Annotated in this window: 13 protein-coding genes; 6 read left to right on the top strand and 7 right to left on the bottom strand. The window is 68.0% G+C overall.

Annotation, left to right across the window (positions count from 1 at the left end; all coding sequences use genetic code 11):
- Window positions 1-1,650: a phosphoglucomutase (alpha-D-glucose-1,6-bisphosphate-dependent) gene (gene pgm, locus AC1DFR_RS11125; RefSeq protein ID WP_243178293.1), complete on the bottom strand. Its 1,650-nt coding sequence runs from the start codon at window positions 1,648-1,650 to the stop codon at window positions 1-3.
- Window positions 1,651-1,798: 148 nt separating this feature from the next.
- Between pgm and AC1DFR_RS11120 the strand changes: the two genes are divergently transcribed.
- Window positions 1,799-2,491: a DUF4190 domain-containing protein gene (locus AC1DFR_RS11120; protein WP_476873322.1), complete on the top strand. Its 693-nt coding sequence runs from the start codon at window positions 1,799-1,801 to the stop codon at window positions 2,489-2,491.
- A 31-nt stretch (window positions 2,492-2,522) separates the two neighbouring features.
- On the opposite strand, the gene AC1DFR_RS11115 is transcribed toward AC1DFR_RS11120, so the two are convergent.
- The 4 genes from AC1DFR_RS11115 to AC1DFR_RS11100 form a co-directional block, all read right to left on the bottom strand.
- On the bottom strand, window positions 2,523-3,377 hold the full coding sequence (locus AC1DFR_RS11115) for a phosphotransferase (protein WP_476873321.1): 855 nt from the start codon (window positions 3,375-3,377) through the stop codon (window positions 2,523-2,525).
- A gap of 4 nt (window positions 3,378-3,381) precedes the next feature.
- Window positions 3,382-4,887, bottom strand: coding sequence for a peptide MFS transporter (locus AC1DFR_RS11110; protein ID WP_218670209.1), 1,506 nt, complete (start codon window positions 4,885-4,887; stop codon window positions 3,382-3,384).
- Window positions 4,888-5,014: 127 nt separating this feature from the next.
- Window positions 5,015-6,160, bottom strand: a complete 1,146-nt coding sequence (locus AC1DFR_RS11105) for an alcohol dehydrogenase catalytic domain-containing protein (RefSeq protein WP_476873320.1) — start codon at window positions 6,158-6,160, stop codon at window positions 5,015-5,017.
- 602 nt (window positions 6,161-6,762) lie between these two features.
- Window positions 6,763-8,238, bottom strand: coding sequence for an amidase (locus AC1DFR_RS11100; RefSeq protein ID WP_476873319.1), 1,476 nt, complete (start codon window positions 8,236-8,238; stop codon window positions 6,763-6,765).
- Window positions 8,239-8,526: 288 nt separating this feature from the next.
- Between AC1DFR_RS11100 and AC1DFR_RS11095 the strand changes: the two genes are divergently transcribed.
- The 3 genes from AC1DFR_RS11095 to AC1DFR_RS11085 all read left to right on the top strand — a co-directional run bounded on the left by AC1DFR_RS11095 (window position 8,527) and on the right by AC1DFR_RS11085 (window position 10,171).
- The gene (locus tag AC1DFR_RS11095) at window positions 8,527-8,853 is read left to right on the top strand and encodes a rhodanese-like domain-containing protein (protein WP_223914713.1); all 327 of its coding nucleotides are present in this window, start codon (window positions 8,527-8,529) and stop codon (window positions 8,851-8,853) included.
- Between the two features lie 18 nt (window positions 8,854-8,871).
- On the top strand, window positions 8,872-9,855 hold the full coding sequence (gene pheA / locus AC1DFR_RS11090; protein ID WP_476873318.1) for a prephenate dehydratase: 984 nt from the start codon (window positions 8,872-8,874) through the stop codon (window positions 9,853-9,855).
- Window positions 9,856-9,949: 94 nt separating this feature from the next.
- The gene (locus AC1DFR_RS11085) at window positions 9,950-10,171 is read left to right on the top strand and encodes a hypothetical protein (protein ID WP_018774949.1); all 222 of its coding nucleotides are present in this window, start codon (window positions 9,950-9,952) and stop codon (window positions 10,169-10,171) included.
- Between the two features lie 50 nt (window positions 10,172-10,221).
- Here the strand turns inward: AC1DFR_RS11085 and AC1DFR_RS11080 are convergent, their stop codons facing one another.
- Complete coding sequence (locus AC1DFR_RS11080) at window positions 10,222-11,286, bottom strand: diacylglycerol/lipid kinase family protein (protein ID WP_230008895.1); 1,065 nt, start codon at window positions 11,284-11,286, stop codon at window positions 10,222-10,224.
- Between the two features lie 78 nt (window positions 11,287-11,364).
- Between AC1DFR_RS11080 and serS the strand changes: the two genes are divergently transcribed.
- Window positions 11,365-12,645, top strand: a complete 1,281-nt coding sequence (serS, locus tag AC1DFR_RS11075) for a serine--tRNA ligase (RefSeq protein WP_230008894.1) — start codon at window positions 11,365-11,367, stop codon at window positions 12,643-12,645.
- Window positions 12,646-12,790: 145 nt separating this feature from the next.
- A complete protein-coding gene (locus AC1DFR_RS11070; RefSeq protein ID WP_476873317.1) occupies window positions 12,791-13,711 on the top strand; it encodes an HAD family hydrolase in 921 nt (306 codons plus the stop codon).
- A 51-nt stretch (window positions 13,712-13,762) separates the two neighbouring features.
- Here the strand turns inward: AC1DFR_RS11070 and AC1DFR_RS11065 are convergent, their stop codons facing one another.
- Complete coding sequence (locus tag AC1DFR_RS11065) at window positions 13,763-14,362, bottom strand: hypothetical protein (RefSeq protein ID WP_223915353.1); 600 nt, start codon at window positions 14,360-14,362, stop codon at window positions 13,763-13,765.
- Window positions 14,363-14,435: the final 73 nt, after the last annotated feature.

Genomic DNA, 14,435 nt, shown 5'->3' with positions numbered 1-14,435 from the left:
CTACGAGATAACCCCGTCCACCAGCGCCTTCGCCTCGGCCTGGACCTGCTTGAGGTGCTCGGCACCCTTGAAGGACTCGGCGTAGATCTTGTAGACGTCTTCCGTGCCGGAGGGCCGGGCCGCGAACCAGGCGTTTTCGGTAACGACCTTGAGGCCGCCAATCGCGGCGCCATTGCCCGGCGCTTCGGTCAGTTTGGCCGTGATCGTTTCGCCGGCCAGTTCGGTCGCGGTGACGTCCGACGGCGAGAGCTTGCCCAGCGCTGCCTTCTGCTCCCGGGTGGCGGCCGCGTCGATCCGGGCGTAGACGGGGTCGCCGAACTGGTCGGTGAGGCCCTTGTACAGCTGCGACGGTGATTTGCCCGTCACCGCCGTGATCTCCGAGGCCAGCAGAGCCAGCAGGATGCCATCCTTGTCGGTGGTCCAGACGCTCCCGTCCATCTTGTTAAAGGAGGCACCGGCGGATTCCTCGCCGCCGAAGGCGCCCTCTCCGGACAGCAGCCCGGGGACGAACCACTTGAAGCCCACGGGCACTTCGACAAGTTTGCGGCCCAGGCTCTCGGCCACGCGGTCGATGATGGATGAGGAAACCAGGGTCTTGCCGATCACGGACTGCGGGTTCCAGCCGGTCCGGTGCCGGTACAGATAATCGATGGCGACGGCGAGGTAGTGGTTTGGGTTCATCAGCCCGCCGTCCGGTGTGACGATCCCGTGGCGGTCGGCGTCGGCGTCGTTGCCTGTGGCGACGTCGAACTTGGCGCCGTCGGACATGCGGTTGATCAGGGACGCCATCGCCGACGGCGAGGAGCAATCCATCCGGATCTTCTCGTCCCAGTCCAGCGTCATGAAAGCCCACTGCGGGTCGACGGTCGGGTTGACCACGGTGAGGTTCAGGTGGTGGCGCTCACCGATCTCGCCCCAGTAGTCCACCGACGCTCCGCCCATCGGGTCGGCGCCGATCCGGACGCCCGCCTCGCGGATCGCATTGAGATCCAGTACCGACGGGAGGTCGTCGACGTAGCTGCTCAGGAAGTCGAACTTGCCGGTGGTCCCGGCGGCCAGGGCCTCGGCCACCGGAATCCGCTTGACGCCGCGCAGGCCGTTTTCCAGCAGCTCGTTGGCGCGGTTGGCGATCCAGCCGGTGGCGTCGGTGTCCGCGGGGCCGCCGTGCGGAGGGTTGTACTTGAATCCGCCGTCGCCCGGGGGGTTGTGGCTGGGGGTCACCACGATGCCGTCGGCCTGCGGCGCGCCAGGGGCGGCATTGCGGTTGTGCGTCAGGATGGCGTGGCTCAGGGCAGGGGTGGGCGTGTAGCCGTGGCGGGCGTCGATGAGGACGTGCACGCCGTTGGCGGCCAGCACCTCGAGGGCGGAGTTTTGTGCGGGCTCGCTCAGGCCATGGGTGTCCTTGGCCATGTAGAGGGGGCCGGTGATGCCCTGGCCTGCCCGGTATTCCACGATCGCCTGCGTGATGGCGAGGATGTGGGGTTCGTTGAAGGACGCCTTCAGGCTCGATCCCCGATGCCCGGAGGTGCCGAAGGCCACCCGCTGGCCCGGGTCCGAAAGGTCCGGCGAAACGTCGTAGTACGCATCCAAAAGCGCAGTGAGGTCAACAAGGTCTTGGGGTTGGGCAACTGTGCCCGCGCGGCTAGCCATGGCACCAGCATGCCAGACGAGGGCGGGGTGCAACACGGTTTCGCGCCAAACCCGCTCCTGTGACGAAAGAAAACCAGCCAATAGGCCCGGTCCCAAGCCAACCGTGCGGCGGTACTCTGGATCCAGAGACTTCTTGAGGGGACAAGCCATGACTGAACAGCCAAAACAAGGCAAAGACGAGACCCCGGAGGGCTACCAGCCGACCCTGCGCCTCCCGGACCAGCAACCCGACGTTCCGCCGGGGCAGGCACCACCCGCCGGCCAGGATCAGGGACCGTCGGCGACGCAGCAGTTCGCGCAACCCGAATCCCCGCAGCAGCCCTACCCGGTCCAGCAGCCTCACGCAGGCCAGCAGCCCGACACGGGCGAGCAGCCCCACGTCGGACAGCAGCCCTACACCGGACAACAGCCCTACACCGGCCAGGCGGCACCTGACCGCGGCCAGCACTCAAGCCCGTACCCCCCGATCTACGGCCAGCCGGCCGCCCCGTACGGCCAGCCGGCCGCCCCGTATGGCCAGCCGTCGCCGTATGCCCAGCCGGGCAGCCCCAACGCCTACGGCCAGCCCGCGTACTACGGCGCGCCGCCGTCGCCCAAGAGTCTGAGCATCGCCAGCATGTGCTGCGGCATCGCGGCACTGGTGGGATTCGGATTCTTCCTGCTCCCGCAGCTGGCCGCCGTGATCCTGGGGCACCTGGCCCTGCGGCGCGAACCGGCCGGCCGGGGCATGGCGATCGCCGGTCTGGTGATGGGTTACGTGGGCATCGCCGTGACCATCCTGGTCCTCGTCATTTTCGGACTGGTCATCGGCACCGCGCGCAACAGCGGGTACGGAGCCTAGGTCTGCCCTGTGGCGCCGGAGCCGCGCCTGGTCAGGTTGTCAGCGCAGCCACCAGGGGCTTCGCGTTGGCTTCAAGCCAAGCGCGCCGGCGGTTGATCTGGCCGCCCACGCCGTCCTGCCACATCCGCGCCCAGCCGCCGCCCAGGGCGGCGGCGTTGTGCCGCATCCGCTCGTAGCTGAGCGCCGCGGCGTCGATCCCGGCGCCGGGCACCCGGCGTCGTTCATCCTCGCTCCAGCCGTAGGCATCGGCGAAGATGCGCAGCCGGCGGAACGGATTCTGGTCTTCCCAGCCCGGCCACCTATCTGACGGGTCGCGGAGCGGCACCCAGTGCATGGCGGTGTTGAGCGAATCGTGAAGTGCCGTGGCGGGTCCGGCGAGGTCAAAATCCACCAGTCCCGCGGCCAGGCCGTCCCGGACCACCACATTCTGGGGTGTCACGTCCAGGTGGCAGATGAGTCCGGCGGCGTCGGCGGGGTTCGGCCGGACCGGCCGGGGCGGGAACGCGTGGGCCCGCGGCACGAAGCCGGCGGACGCGGTGTGCAGGCGCCGCACCATGCGGGCCACGGAGGCCAGCAGGTCTTCGGACTGCACCCAGGATTCCGGCGGCGACCCGGCGCAGTATCCCGGCACGAAGCTCAGGGCGTCCCGGCCCTGAGGGTCGCGGCCGAGGAAGCGGGGGGAGCCTTCAAAACCGGCGTCGTCCAGCCAGTCGAGGTACTCGGCGACGGCGAGGGATTGCGGCTGGTGCGGGCGGCGGATAGTTCCGCCAACCCGCACCACGCCGTCGGTGACATCGCCTGCCGGCATGAGTTCGACGTCGGACGCCTCGCCGGGGGAGGGGGTGTAGACGCGCGAAGCAACCGGAACGCGATGTGCGGTGCTCATCGGGTCAGCGTACGCCGCCCATGAGCTTCTTGATCGCCGGTGAGGCGACCGCCAGGCCCACAGCCAGCAGCATTGCGGTTCCGCCGATGCCGATGAAGTAGGGCAGCTCGTCCTGCGGGTTGTACAGGCCGGACAGGATGCCGGCCAGGGTGGTGCCCAGGGACACGGAGAGGAAGAACAGTGCCACCATCTGGGTGTGGAAGGCCTTGGGCGCCAGCTTGGTGGTCACAGACAGGCCGATGGGGGAAAGGAACAGCTCTGCAAGCGTGAACAGAAGCAGGATTCCAACCAGAGCCAGCAGAGGGGTCTTGCCACCGCCGGCCAGCGGGATGAACGCCAGGAAAGCAAGGCCCATCACGAACAGGCCGATCGAGAACTTCAGGGCCGAACCGGGCTGCTTGCGGCCGAGCCGGGTCCAGAGGGCGGCCATGATGCCGGCGAAGATGATGATGAACACCGGGTTGATGGACTGGACCCAGGCGGCAGGCATTTCCCAGCCGAACAGGTTCCGGTCCAGCTTCTCCTCCGAGTACACGGCGATGAAGGTGAACTGCTGCTGGAACAGGGCCCAGAACGCGGCAGAGGCGATGTACAGCGGGATAAACGCTGCGACCCGTCCGCGCTCGGTGGGGGTGACCTTCTTGCTGCTGAAGATCAGCGCGAAGTACAGCACCGACGCGCCGATTGCGGCGTAGGCCATGGACATGGCCAGGTTTTCGGCGTTCACCGTGCCGGTCACGAGCAGCACGGCGATGATCACGGCGATGCCGGCGAAGACGAGGCCGTAGCGGGTGCGCTGGGCGGCCGGGAGCGGGTTCGGTACCCGGTGTGCTTCTTCGGGCAGCTTCTTGCGGCCCAGCGAGTAGATGACAAGGCCAATGGCCATGCCGACGGCGGCGGCGCCGAAGCCCCAGTGGAAGCCCTGGCTTTCCTGCAGCCAGCCGGTGACCAGCGGGCCGATCAGCGCACCGGCGTTGATGCCCATGTAGAAGATGGAGAACCCGGCGTCGCGGCGTTCGTCCTTCTCCCCATACAGGCTGCCGACGAGGGCGGTGGCATTGGCCTTCAGGCCGCCGGAGCCGACGCCCACCAGCACCAGTCCGGCGATCAGGCCGGGTATGCCGGGCACGAGTGCCAGCCCGATGTGGCCGGCCATGATCAGGACGGCCGCGCCGAACAGCACCCGCTCGGACCCGAAGAGCCGGTCCGCGAGCCAGGCGCCGAGGATTGTGGAGAGGTAGACGCCGCCGCCGTAGGCGCCGACGAGGCCGGCCGCCAAAGCTTGTGGAATCTCAAGGCCACCCTGGGCAGCCGTGAAGTACATGTAGTAAAGGAGGATCCCCTGCATTCCGTAGAAGGAGAAGCGCTCCCACATCTCTACGGAGAAAAGGCTGGCCAGCATCTTTGGGTGGCCAAAAAACGAGGTGTCGCCCGGTGTCTTGGTGGGGGGACGTAACGAGGGATCGCCCGGCGTTATAGCGGGGGGATTGGATAAATGAGTTGTGCTCATTTACTTAATGGTGACATTGTGACGCGCGATTGTCACATTCGAGCAGGCTCGAGGCAAGCAACCGCGGCCGTGTTTTGCCTCTCTTTCCGCCGGTTTCGCGGGGCGTTCCGGGCTGGGCGGCTGTGTCCTAGACGGGCTCGTCGGCGGGCTCCTGGGCGGGCTCGCCGGCGTCGAACATAATGATCTGCCGGATGGCGAGGCCGTCCGCCAGCTGGTCCATGGCCCGGTTGATATCGGCCAGGGCGATGCGGTCCGAGATCAGCTCCTCGACGGGCAGTTTCCCGTCCCGCCACAACTGGGCGTATCTCGGGATGTCCCGCGACGGGACGGCGGAGCCCAGGTAGCTGCCCACGATCGTCCGGGCTTCGGCGGTGACGGTCAGCGGCGCCAGCTGGGCGCGGGCCTCGGGGGAGGGCAGTCCCGCCGTGACGGTGGTGCCGCCGGCGGAGGTGGCGGCGAACGCGGTCTCGAACGCGCGGGGATTTCCCGCGCACTCGATCACGAACCTGGCTTTGACCCCGGCGTCGAGGACCTGCTGCGGGGTGTATGTCTCGTGGGCGCCGAGGCGGCGGGCGTGATCGAGTTTCTGCTCCAGCGTGTCCACAGCGACAATCCGCGAGATTCCTTGCGAGACGGCGGTAATGAGCGCCGCCATGCCCACCCCTCCGAGGCCGACGATCATGATGCTGTCCTGCGGGCGGGGCCGGGCCGCGTTGAGCACCGCGCCGCCGCCGGTCAGCACGGCGCAGCCCAGCACTGCCGCAATGTCCGCGGGGATGTCGTCGTCCACCGGCACGGCGGAAGCGCGGTCCACGACGGCGTGGGTGGCGAAGCCTGAGACGCCCAGGTGGTGGTGGACGGGCTCGCCGTCGCGGCTCAGGAGCCGGGATCCGTGCAGCAGGGTCCCGTCGTTGTTGCTCTTGGACCCTGCCGTGCAGGGCAGCCGGCCGTCCTCGGCGCAGTTCGCGCAGTTCTCGCATCGGGGCAGGAAGGACATGACCACCCGCTGACCGGGCTGCAGGTCCGTGACGCCGGAACCGACCGTCACGATGCGGCCCGCGGCCTCGTGGCCCAGCAGCATGGGAACGGGCCGGACCCGGTTGCCGTCGACGACGCTCAGGTCCGAATGGCAAATCCCGGCGGCCTCCATCCGGACCAGGATCTCGGTGGGGCCGGGAGCCGCCAGTTCCAGCTCGGAGATGCTGATCGGCCTGGACTCCGCGAAGGGGCGGGGGCGGCCGATTTCCTCAAGTACTGCACCGGTGATCTTCATCGATCCTCTTTCGCGGCCTGGTCGGGTTTGAGTGAACGATAGCCGCCTGCCGCCGCCAGCGTCCATTTGGGGGCTGGGGAGGTCCGACGGCGGACGCGGGCTTGGGGTGGCTGGGGGCTTGGGTTGGCTGGTCTCCTGGGCCTCACCGGGGGACATGCCCATTCTTGGCGCCCGGGGGGGTGTGTGTTGGCTGAGTTCCTTGGTGCCAGCTGGGGGCATGCTCATTCTTGGCGCCCGGGGGGTGAGTGTTGGCTGAGTTCCTTGGCCTCACCGGGGGACATGCTCATTTTTGGTGCCCGGGGGGTGAGTGTTGGCTGAGTTCCTGGGCCTCACCGGAGGACATGCTCATTCGTGGCGCCCGGGCGTGGACATGATGGCATTATGTCCACCCGCCTCGGCCACGGGCGGATATGTCCGTGATGAGCGCTGGACATGTCCATTGCGCGGCGTGAAGGGCGGGCGGGTCCGGTGCGCGGCGTGCGGAATGGGCATGTCCTGACTGGTGGAGGACGGACATGTCCGGTGCCCGATGTGAGTTCCGGACATGTCCCCTGCGCGGCGTCAGGAGTGGGCATGCCCACGGGTGAGTGCCGGGTCCACGGCTAGAAGCCCAATTGGGCGGCCACCTGCAGCAGGAGCCCCTCGGAGCCCATCGGCCCGATCACCTGGATGCCCATCGGCAGGCCGGAACCAGGGGCGCCGCCGGTCCAGTGCACCGGGATGCTGATGGCCGGCAGCCCGCAAACGTTGACCATGGATGACCATGGAGCGTACTCGCACTGTTTGCGGTAGTCGCCGTCGGCGTCGCCCGCCCATTCCGCGGTTGGCCAGTAGCCTCCGCCGTGGGTCGCGCCCGTGAACCAGCCCACCGGACGGGGTGTCTGCGCCAGGGCCGGCGTCACTATGAGGTCCCATTGGGCGTACTGGACAATCGTGTCCTGCTGGAACTGCCGGAGGAACCCGAGGGATTCGTTGAGTTTGGCTGCACTGCGCTGCTGTGCCCGCCGGCGGAAAGTCCTGGTGAGCGGCGTCAGGAGCGCCTCGCGCTGCGGCGAGATGCGCGCGCTGCCAATGCCGGCCGTCCAGGCTGTGGTGAAAGCATCCGGGTAGCGGTTGTCGTAGCGAATCGCGGCTTCCATGGTCTCGTGCCCCGCCGCCTCCAGCCGCGAGATGCCGTCCGCGAGTGCGTCGAGCGCCTCACTGTCCGGGATGAAGGGAAACTTCGCTTGCCACGGGCTGTCGAGACTTATGCCGATCCTCAGCGGTCGGGGCTCCCTGGCGGTCAGTTCGAGGTAGCCAGCGTGCGTCCGGCTGCCCATGCCCGGAACGCCCGCACCCTGTTCGCCCGCACCCTGATTGTCCGGGCCCGGCACCAGAGCATCCAGCAGCAGCGCAGCGTCGGCGGCGGAGCGGGCGAGCGGTCCGGCAACCACGAGCTGCGCGGGATCGCCTGAGCTTCCCCCGGCCGGCAGAAGCCCACGTCCGGGCTTCAACCCGACCAGTCCGCATGCCGCGGCCGGGATCCGCACGGAGCCTCCGCCGTCGGACCCTGGGGCGAACGGCAACAGCCCCGCGGCCACCGCGGCAGCGCTGCCGCCCGAGGAGCCGCCCGAACTGCGGCTGAGTGCATACGGATTGCGCGACGGCGGGGCGATCCGGTTCTCGCTGTAGGCGGTCAGGCCGAACTCCGGGACCTGTGTCTTGCCCAGCGAGAGGACCCCGGCGGCCTTAAGCGCGGCGGGAACTGCGCCGTCGGCCAAGGCCGGCTTGCGTTCCAGGGCCGCGCTTCCATGCGTGGTGACGACCCCTGCCACATCCGTCAGGTCCTTGAAGGCGACCGGCATTCCATGCAGCAGGGGCAAGGCGCCGCCGTTCCGGCTCCGGAGGGCGTAGCGCCGGTCAGCTGCCGTGGCGTCTTTCCGCGCCTGTTCCGCGGTGACCGTGATGAAGGCACCGAGGTGCGGATTCTCGGCTTCGATCCGGTCCAGGAAATGATCGGCGGCGGCCCTGGCGGACAGCTCGCCGGAACGGAGCGCATCGCGGAGCTCGACGGCGGAGAGTTCGTGGATTTCAGCCAAGGAGGCGGGACTCCGGCCGTACGTGGGGCCGCGCGGGCCGGCTACCCGGGGGACATGCCCATTCCTGGGTCCGGCGGAAGGACACGTTGGCATCATGCCCAGCGCGCGCGGCCAGGGGAGGGCATGTCCCGTGGCGGGGGCCGCGGACCGGCCGCTCCGCGGGGTGTTCGGCAGCCATGAGGTCTCCTTTGCGGTCCCCAGAAGCGTAACGTGCCGCCAGCGGGGGTGCGGTGCCAGCGGCGGGGGATACGCTGGGATCGGAGCTTGAATTCTGCGGAAAGGGTCAACATGAGCGACTTCCAGAGCGTAAGCGTGTCTGGCATCCCCGATGGTGCCAAGATCGTGGACGTCCGCGAGGACTATGAGTGGGCTGCGGGCCACGCCGAGGGTGCCCTGCACATTCCCATGGACCAGTTGCCGGCCCGGATCGAGGAGCTGGACCCGGACGAAGACGTCTACGTCATCTGCCGCACCGGCGGCCGCTCCTTCCGGGCCACCCAGTGGCTGGTCGGAATGGGATATTCCGCGGTGAATGTGGCCGGCGGCATGGACCAGTGGGTTGAGACCGGCATGCCGCTGGTGTCCGACAACGGCCTCAAACCGGTTGTCCTGTAACTGAAGAAGGAAGAACTGATGCCCGCACCGACGCTCACCTACACATTCCTCGGACCCGAGGGCACCTTCACCGAAGCGGCCCTGATGCAGGTCCCGGACGCGGCGGAGGCCATCCGCATTCCGTCCTCGAATGTGAACACGGCGCTGGACAAGGTGCGGGACGGCTCCGCCGATGCGGCCATGGTGCCGATCGAAAACTCGGTCGAGGGCGGGGTCACCGCCACCCTCGACGCCATCGCCACCGGCCAGGAACTCCGGATCCGCCGGGAGGCTCTGGTGCCCATCAGTTTCGTCCTGGTGGCCAGGCCCGGCGTGGCGCTCGGGGACATCCGGCGCGTCTCCACCCACGGCCACGCCTGGGCCCAGTGCAGGCTCTGGGTGGACGCCAATATTCCCAATGCGGAATACATTCCCGGTTCTTCCACCGCCGCTGCCGCCATGGGTTTGCTGGATGGCGACGGCGCCCACTACGACGCCGCGATCTGCGCCCCGATCGTGGCCACCGAGCAGCCGGGCCTGAAGGTGCTGGCGGAAAACATCGGCGACAACCCCGGAGCCGTCACCCGGTTCGTGCTGGTGGGCCGCCCGGGCGAACTGCCGGCCCCCACCGGAGCCGACAAGACCACTGTCGTGGTGCCGCTGCCCGAGGACCGGCCGGGTGCGCTGATGGAGATCCTGGACCAGTTCGCCACCCGCGGCGTAAACCTGAGCCGGATCGAATCCCGGCCCACCGGGCAGTACCTGGGCCACTATTTCTTCAGCATTGACGCCGACGGCCATGTCGCCGACGCCCGGGTGGCCGACGCGCTCGCAGGTCTTCACCGGATCAGCCCGGCCACCCGCTTCCTCGGGTCCTACCAGCGTGCCGACGGCCACCGGACCAGCGTCGCGCCGCACACCTCCGACCAGGCATTCCGCGCCGCGCATGCGTGGGTGAAAGACATACTGGGCGGCGCATCTGCTGTGCCGGAATATACCCCGGGGGCTTCGCCCAGAGCGTAGGCAAATGCCATATGGCGCACTTCCACGCCCTCCCAACTGTGCGTATGCTTGCCTGATCCATATTGGGGAATTCCCCTACGGGAGGGAGCGGGTCATGTCAGGCACCAGCACAGAAAATGACGGCCAGGGAATGATTGTCAATCCCAAGCCCACAGCTGAAAATCAGGACTGGGACGGCGACGACGCCGACCGCGCGGACCGCCTGCGCTTCGAAGAGGAGCAGGCAATGATCCGTGAGCAGTCCGAAGCCCGGGCCGCCAAGGCTGCGGCCGAGGCGAAGAAGGCGGCAGAGGCCAAGAAGGCCGCCAGCGCCTAGTCCCTCGCTCCTGGCGCACTCCAGCCTGGCGCGCTCCAGCCGCCGTCGGCCTAGCGGCCTTTGGCGCCGTCCTTTACCCTCACCAGCAGGGATCCCGGGTCCACCTCGACGGTGACCATCGTGGCCTCGCCGGAAGGATCGCCGTCGACCTGGGTGGGCATGGGTTCCGGGCACCGGATGGTGATCTTGCCGCACCGGTAATACGTCATGACCGGCAGGTCCTTCTTGTGCTTCAGGACGATCTTTGTGTACATGGCCAGCCAGCCGATCGCACTGCGCGGGCTCATCACCACCACGTCCAGCATCCCGTCATCGATCATGGCCTGCGGGATGAAGTCGATTCCCCCGGGGATCAGGCCGCAGTTCGCGAACAGGACGCTGCGGATCTTCCGGGCCTGCTCAGGCTGGCCATCCAGCGCGATGGAGACCTTCTTGCGGCGCCCCAGAAGGTGCCTGGCCCCGGCTTCCGTGTACGCCAGCCAGCCCACCGCCCTCTTCAGGCCGTCAAGGGTGTCGCTGACTACTTCGGCGTCCATGCCGATGCCCGCAATCACCAGGAACGTGTGTTGCGCTGACTCCCCGGTGAGCGAATTTTCCAGGGTGAGCCGCGCCGTATCGATGAACCGCTGGTGCCCGAACAGGGCGGCCTGCACGTTGCCGGCGAGGTCGTTGACCTCCAGATGCACATTGCGGGCCAAGAGGTTTGCGGTGCCCAGCGGGATCACGCCCATGGCGGTGTGCGTCCCGGCGAGGACCTCCGCCACCACACGCACGGTACCGTCGCCGCCGCCGGCCAGGACGACGTCGGCCCCGTAGGCCACCGCAGCCCGCGCCTGCGAGAAGCCGGGATCCTCTGCGGTGGTTTCAAAGACGCGGGGCGCCGGCCAGCCGGCCGCCGCGCACGCTGCCTCAATCAGGCCCCGGGCCTCGGCAGACTTGGCTTTGATGGGGTTCAGGACCACGGCCACCTTCTGGCGGCCCGGGCCCGGGCTGTGGGTTTCCTCCCACACGGCACGGCGGGTGTGCTTGGCCTTCAGCCGGCGCACCCCCCACCAGCTGGAGACGGCAAAGACCAGGGCCCCAGCGATGACGAGGTAGAGCAGCCAGTCGCGCATTGTGATCCAACAGTATCCCGCCAGCGCATGCAGGCCGGCTTGCCGGGCAACCGTGACCGGATTGGATACTCTTGTCTGGTGATCGACGTAAAAGACCTCAGCGAAAATCCGGACAAGTTCCGTGCCAGCCAGCGCGCCCGAGGCGCCGACGAATCCGCGGTGGACGCGATCATCGCAGGGGACTCGGCCCGGCGGGCAGCCCTGATCCGGTTCGAGAACCTGCGGGCCGAGCAGAATGCGTACGGCAAGAAGGTCGCGCAGGCCAAGGGCGAGGAAAAGCAGACCCTCCTCGCCGAGGTCAAGGCTCTGGCGGCCTCCGTCAAAGCGGCATCGGCCGAGGCCGATCTCGTCCAGGCCGCCCAGGACGAACTCCTCCGGACCATCCCGAACCTGATCGAGGACGGCGTCCCGGCCGGCGGTGAGGACGACTACATTGTGGTCAAGACGGTGGGCACGCCGCGCGAATTCCCCGACTTCGAGCCGAAGGACCACCTCGAGATCGGTGAGCTGATCGGGGCCATCGATATGGAACGCGGGGCGAAGGTTTCCGGTTCACGCTTCTACTTCCTGCGCGGCGTCGGCGCCCGGCTGGAAATGGCGCTGCTCCAGATGGCCATGGAACAGGCGATCGACGCCGGGTTCGTCCCCATGATCACGCCCACCCTGGTCCGCCCGGAAACCATGCAGGGCACCGGCTTTGACGTCAAGCACGACGCCGAGATCTACCGTCTCGCCGAGGACGACCTGTACCTTGTGGGCACCTCGGAGGTGGCCCTCGCCGGCTACCACGCCGACGAGATCCTGGACCTTTCGGCCGGCCCCATCCGCTATGCGGGCCAGAGCTCGTGCTACCGGCGCGAGGCGGGCTCGCACGGCAAGGACACCCGCGGCATCATCCGGGTCCACCAGTTCAACAAGGTGGAGATGTTCATCTACACCACGGTTGAGGACGCTGCCGCCGAGCACGCCCGCCTGCTGGCATGGGAAGAGGAGATGCTCGCCAAGTGCGAGCTCCCGTACCGCGTCATTGACACCGCCGCCGGCGATCTGGGCAATTCCGCGGCCCGGAAGTTTGACTGTGAGGCCTGGGTCCCCACCCAGGGCGCATACCGGGAGCTGACCTCGACGTCGAACTGCACCACGTTCCAGGCGCGCCGGCTGAACATCCGGGAACGGGTTCTGAACGAGGACGGCGCGCCCAAGGGCACGCGGGCAGTCGCCACGCTCAACGGCACCCTGGCCACCACCCGCTGGATCGTCGCCATCCTGGAGCACCACCAGAACCCCGACGGCTCCGTCAACGTCCCCGCCGCCCTGCAGAAGTACCTCGGCGGCATGACGGTCTTCCCCGTCCTCTAACCCCGGTCCCGACCCCAGCCAGGCCTCCGATGGCCGCCGGGTAAAAGCCCACAACGGGGACATTCCGTGGGTGTTTACCGCAAGTTCACGCCTCGCTGTGGCGTGTGTCCTAGCGGCAGTCGGGGGTCTCTGCTCTACTTGTGAGATGACAACAATGACTGAATCCTCAGTCGCCGGCAACGATGACCGGCGCACCACACACCAGAACACGACAGACCAGAACACGGCGGCCCCGGCCAGCGCGGCCCGGGTGGGAAAATCCCGGAACCGGGCCGGCGACAAGATGCTGATCGCCCTGGACGTCGATGGCACCCTCGTGGACCACGACGGGCACATGTCGGTTCCCGTCCGCGAGGCCGCCCAGGCCGTGGTGGCCGCAGGCCACCACGTCATGATCGCGACCGGCCGCTCGCTCAACGCCACATTGCCCGTCATCGAACACATCGGGATCGAGAACGGTTACGCCGTGTGCTCCAACGGCGGTGTGATCCTGCGCGTCGACTCCGGCCTGCCCGAGGGCTACGAAATCCTCCACAAGGCAACGTTTGACCCCGGGCCGGTCCTTCGCGCGCTGCGCAAGCGGCTGCCCTCGGCCAAGTACGCGCTCGAGGACGGGGACGGCAACTTCCTGTCCACGGAACGCTTCCAGGACGCCAGCTTCGGCGTCGAAGCGGTCGGCGTCGACTTCCAGACCATGCTGGAGGCAACCGCCGTGCGCGTGGTGGTCTTCAGCTCGGAGAATACGCCCGAAGAATTCAACACCGCGATCCGCCACATCGGGCTCGCCGGCGTCACGTATTCGGTGGGCTGGACGGCGTGGCTGGACATCGCCGCTGCCGGTGTCACGAAGGCCAGCGCACTGGAACAGCTCCGCGACCGGCTCAGCATCGAAACGCACCGCACTGTCGCCGTCGGCGACGGCCGCAATGACATCGAGATGCTGACCTGGGCGCGCCGCGGCGTGGCCATGGGCCAGGCCCCCGTTGAGGTGATTGCCGCCGCTGACGAAGTGACGAAATCGGTCTACGACGACGGCGCCGCGCACGTGCTTCGCAGCCTCCTCTAAGGCCTCAAAGGCGCGGCCGGGTCGGGCGGTTCCGGGGAGGGGCCGGGACGGCTAGCGGACGTCGAGGATGAGGCCCAGGAGCCGCGCCGCAGCGGGCCGGGCCGCGTGTTCTTCATTCCACTGGGACCGGGCCACGGCCTTGCTCACGGCCTGGGTGGTGATCCCGAGTTCCTCTGCGACCGCCTTCTGCTGACCCCGCACCCCCGGGGTGAGCAAGTCCAGTACGCGCCATTCCGCGTGGCTGCGGTCGTGCACAATGTGGCCCAGGAGGCGCAGCACGGCTTCCGCCTCTGCGGCAAGATCGGCCAGCGGACCCTCCACGGCCACCCGGACGCGGTCCTTGTGGTTCCGGAGGCGATCCACCGCGCGCCGGGCATAGATCAGCCCGTGCCCGGAGGCGTCCTTGATCTGGTTCGGCAGGGGTTCATTGACCGGGCCCACGCCAATGCCCACGTACCAGCTGCCGCTGCGCAGGGCGATCATGGCCGCTTCCACCGTCTGATGCGGACAGTCCAGGATCCCCTGGACCTCATCCTCGACGGAACGGTCGAAATCAAGGCGCGCCGGAATGTGCCGCAGGTCCTTGAGGAGCTGCGGCACGCGGTCGCCGTCGCGCCGGCTGTCGGTTTGATTGATGGTCAGCGTGAACATTCTGATGACACACTACCTGCTGGCACTTGCGGGGCAAGTTGTTGGCGGGCGTGCTGTGCCGGGGCCGTAACAG

The organism is Arthrobacter sp. 05T410 (assembly GCF_056396505.1).
The sequence above is the reverse complement of the archived record's forward strand: the minus strand, read 5'-3'. Positions and strand labels throughout refer to the sequence as shown.

Bases quoted from the DNA above. Each gene is read 5' to 3' on its own strand.
- pgm (WP_243178293.1), bottom strand. From the start codon at position 1,650: ATGGCTAGCCGCGCGGGCACAGTTGCCCAACCCCAAGACCTTGTTGAC.
- AC1DFR_RS11120 (WP_476873322.1), top strand. From the start codon at position 1,799: ATGACTGAACAGCCAAAACAAGGCAAAGACGAGACCCCGGAGGGCTAC.
- AC1DFR_RS11115 (WP_476873321.1), bottom strand. From the start codon at position 3,377: ATGAGCACCGCACATCGCGTTCCGGTTGCTTCGCGCGTCTACACCCCC.
- AC1DFR_RS11110 (WP_218670209.1), bottom strand. From the start codon at position 4,887: ATGAGCACAACTCATTTATCCAATCCCCCCGCTATAACGCCGGGCGAT.
- AC1DFR_RS11105 (WP_476873320.1), bottom strand. From the start codon at position 6,160: ATGAAGATCACCGGTGCAGTACTTGAGGAAATCGGCCGCCCCCGCCCC.
- AC1DFR_RS11095 (WP_223914713.1), top strand. From the start codon at position 8,527: ATGAGCGACTTCCAGAGCGTAAGCGTGTCTGGCATCCCCGATGGTGCC.
- pheA (WP_476873318.1), top strand. From the start codon at position 8,872: ATGCCCGCACCGACGCTCACCTACACATTCCTCGGACCCGAGGGCACC.
- AC1DFR_RS11085 (WP_018774949.1), top strand. From the start codon at position 9,950: ATGTCAGGCACCAGCACAGAAAATGACGGCCAGGGAATGATTGTCAAT.
- AC1DFR_RS11080 (WP_230008895.1), bottom strand. From the start codon at position 11,286: ATGCGCGACTGGCTGCTCTACCTCGTCATCGCTGGGGCCCTGGTCTTT.
- AC1DFR_RS11070 (WP_476873317.1), top strand. From the start codon at position 12,791: ATGACAACAATGACTGAATCCTCAGTCGCCGGCAACGATGACCGGCGC.
- AC1DFR_RS11065 (WP_223915353.1), bottom strand. From the start codon at position 14,362: ATGTTCACGCTGACCATCAATCAAACCGACAGCCGGCGCGACGGCGAC.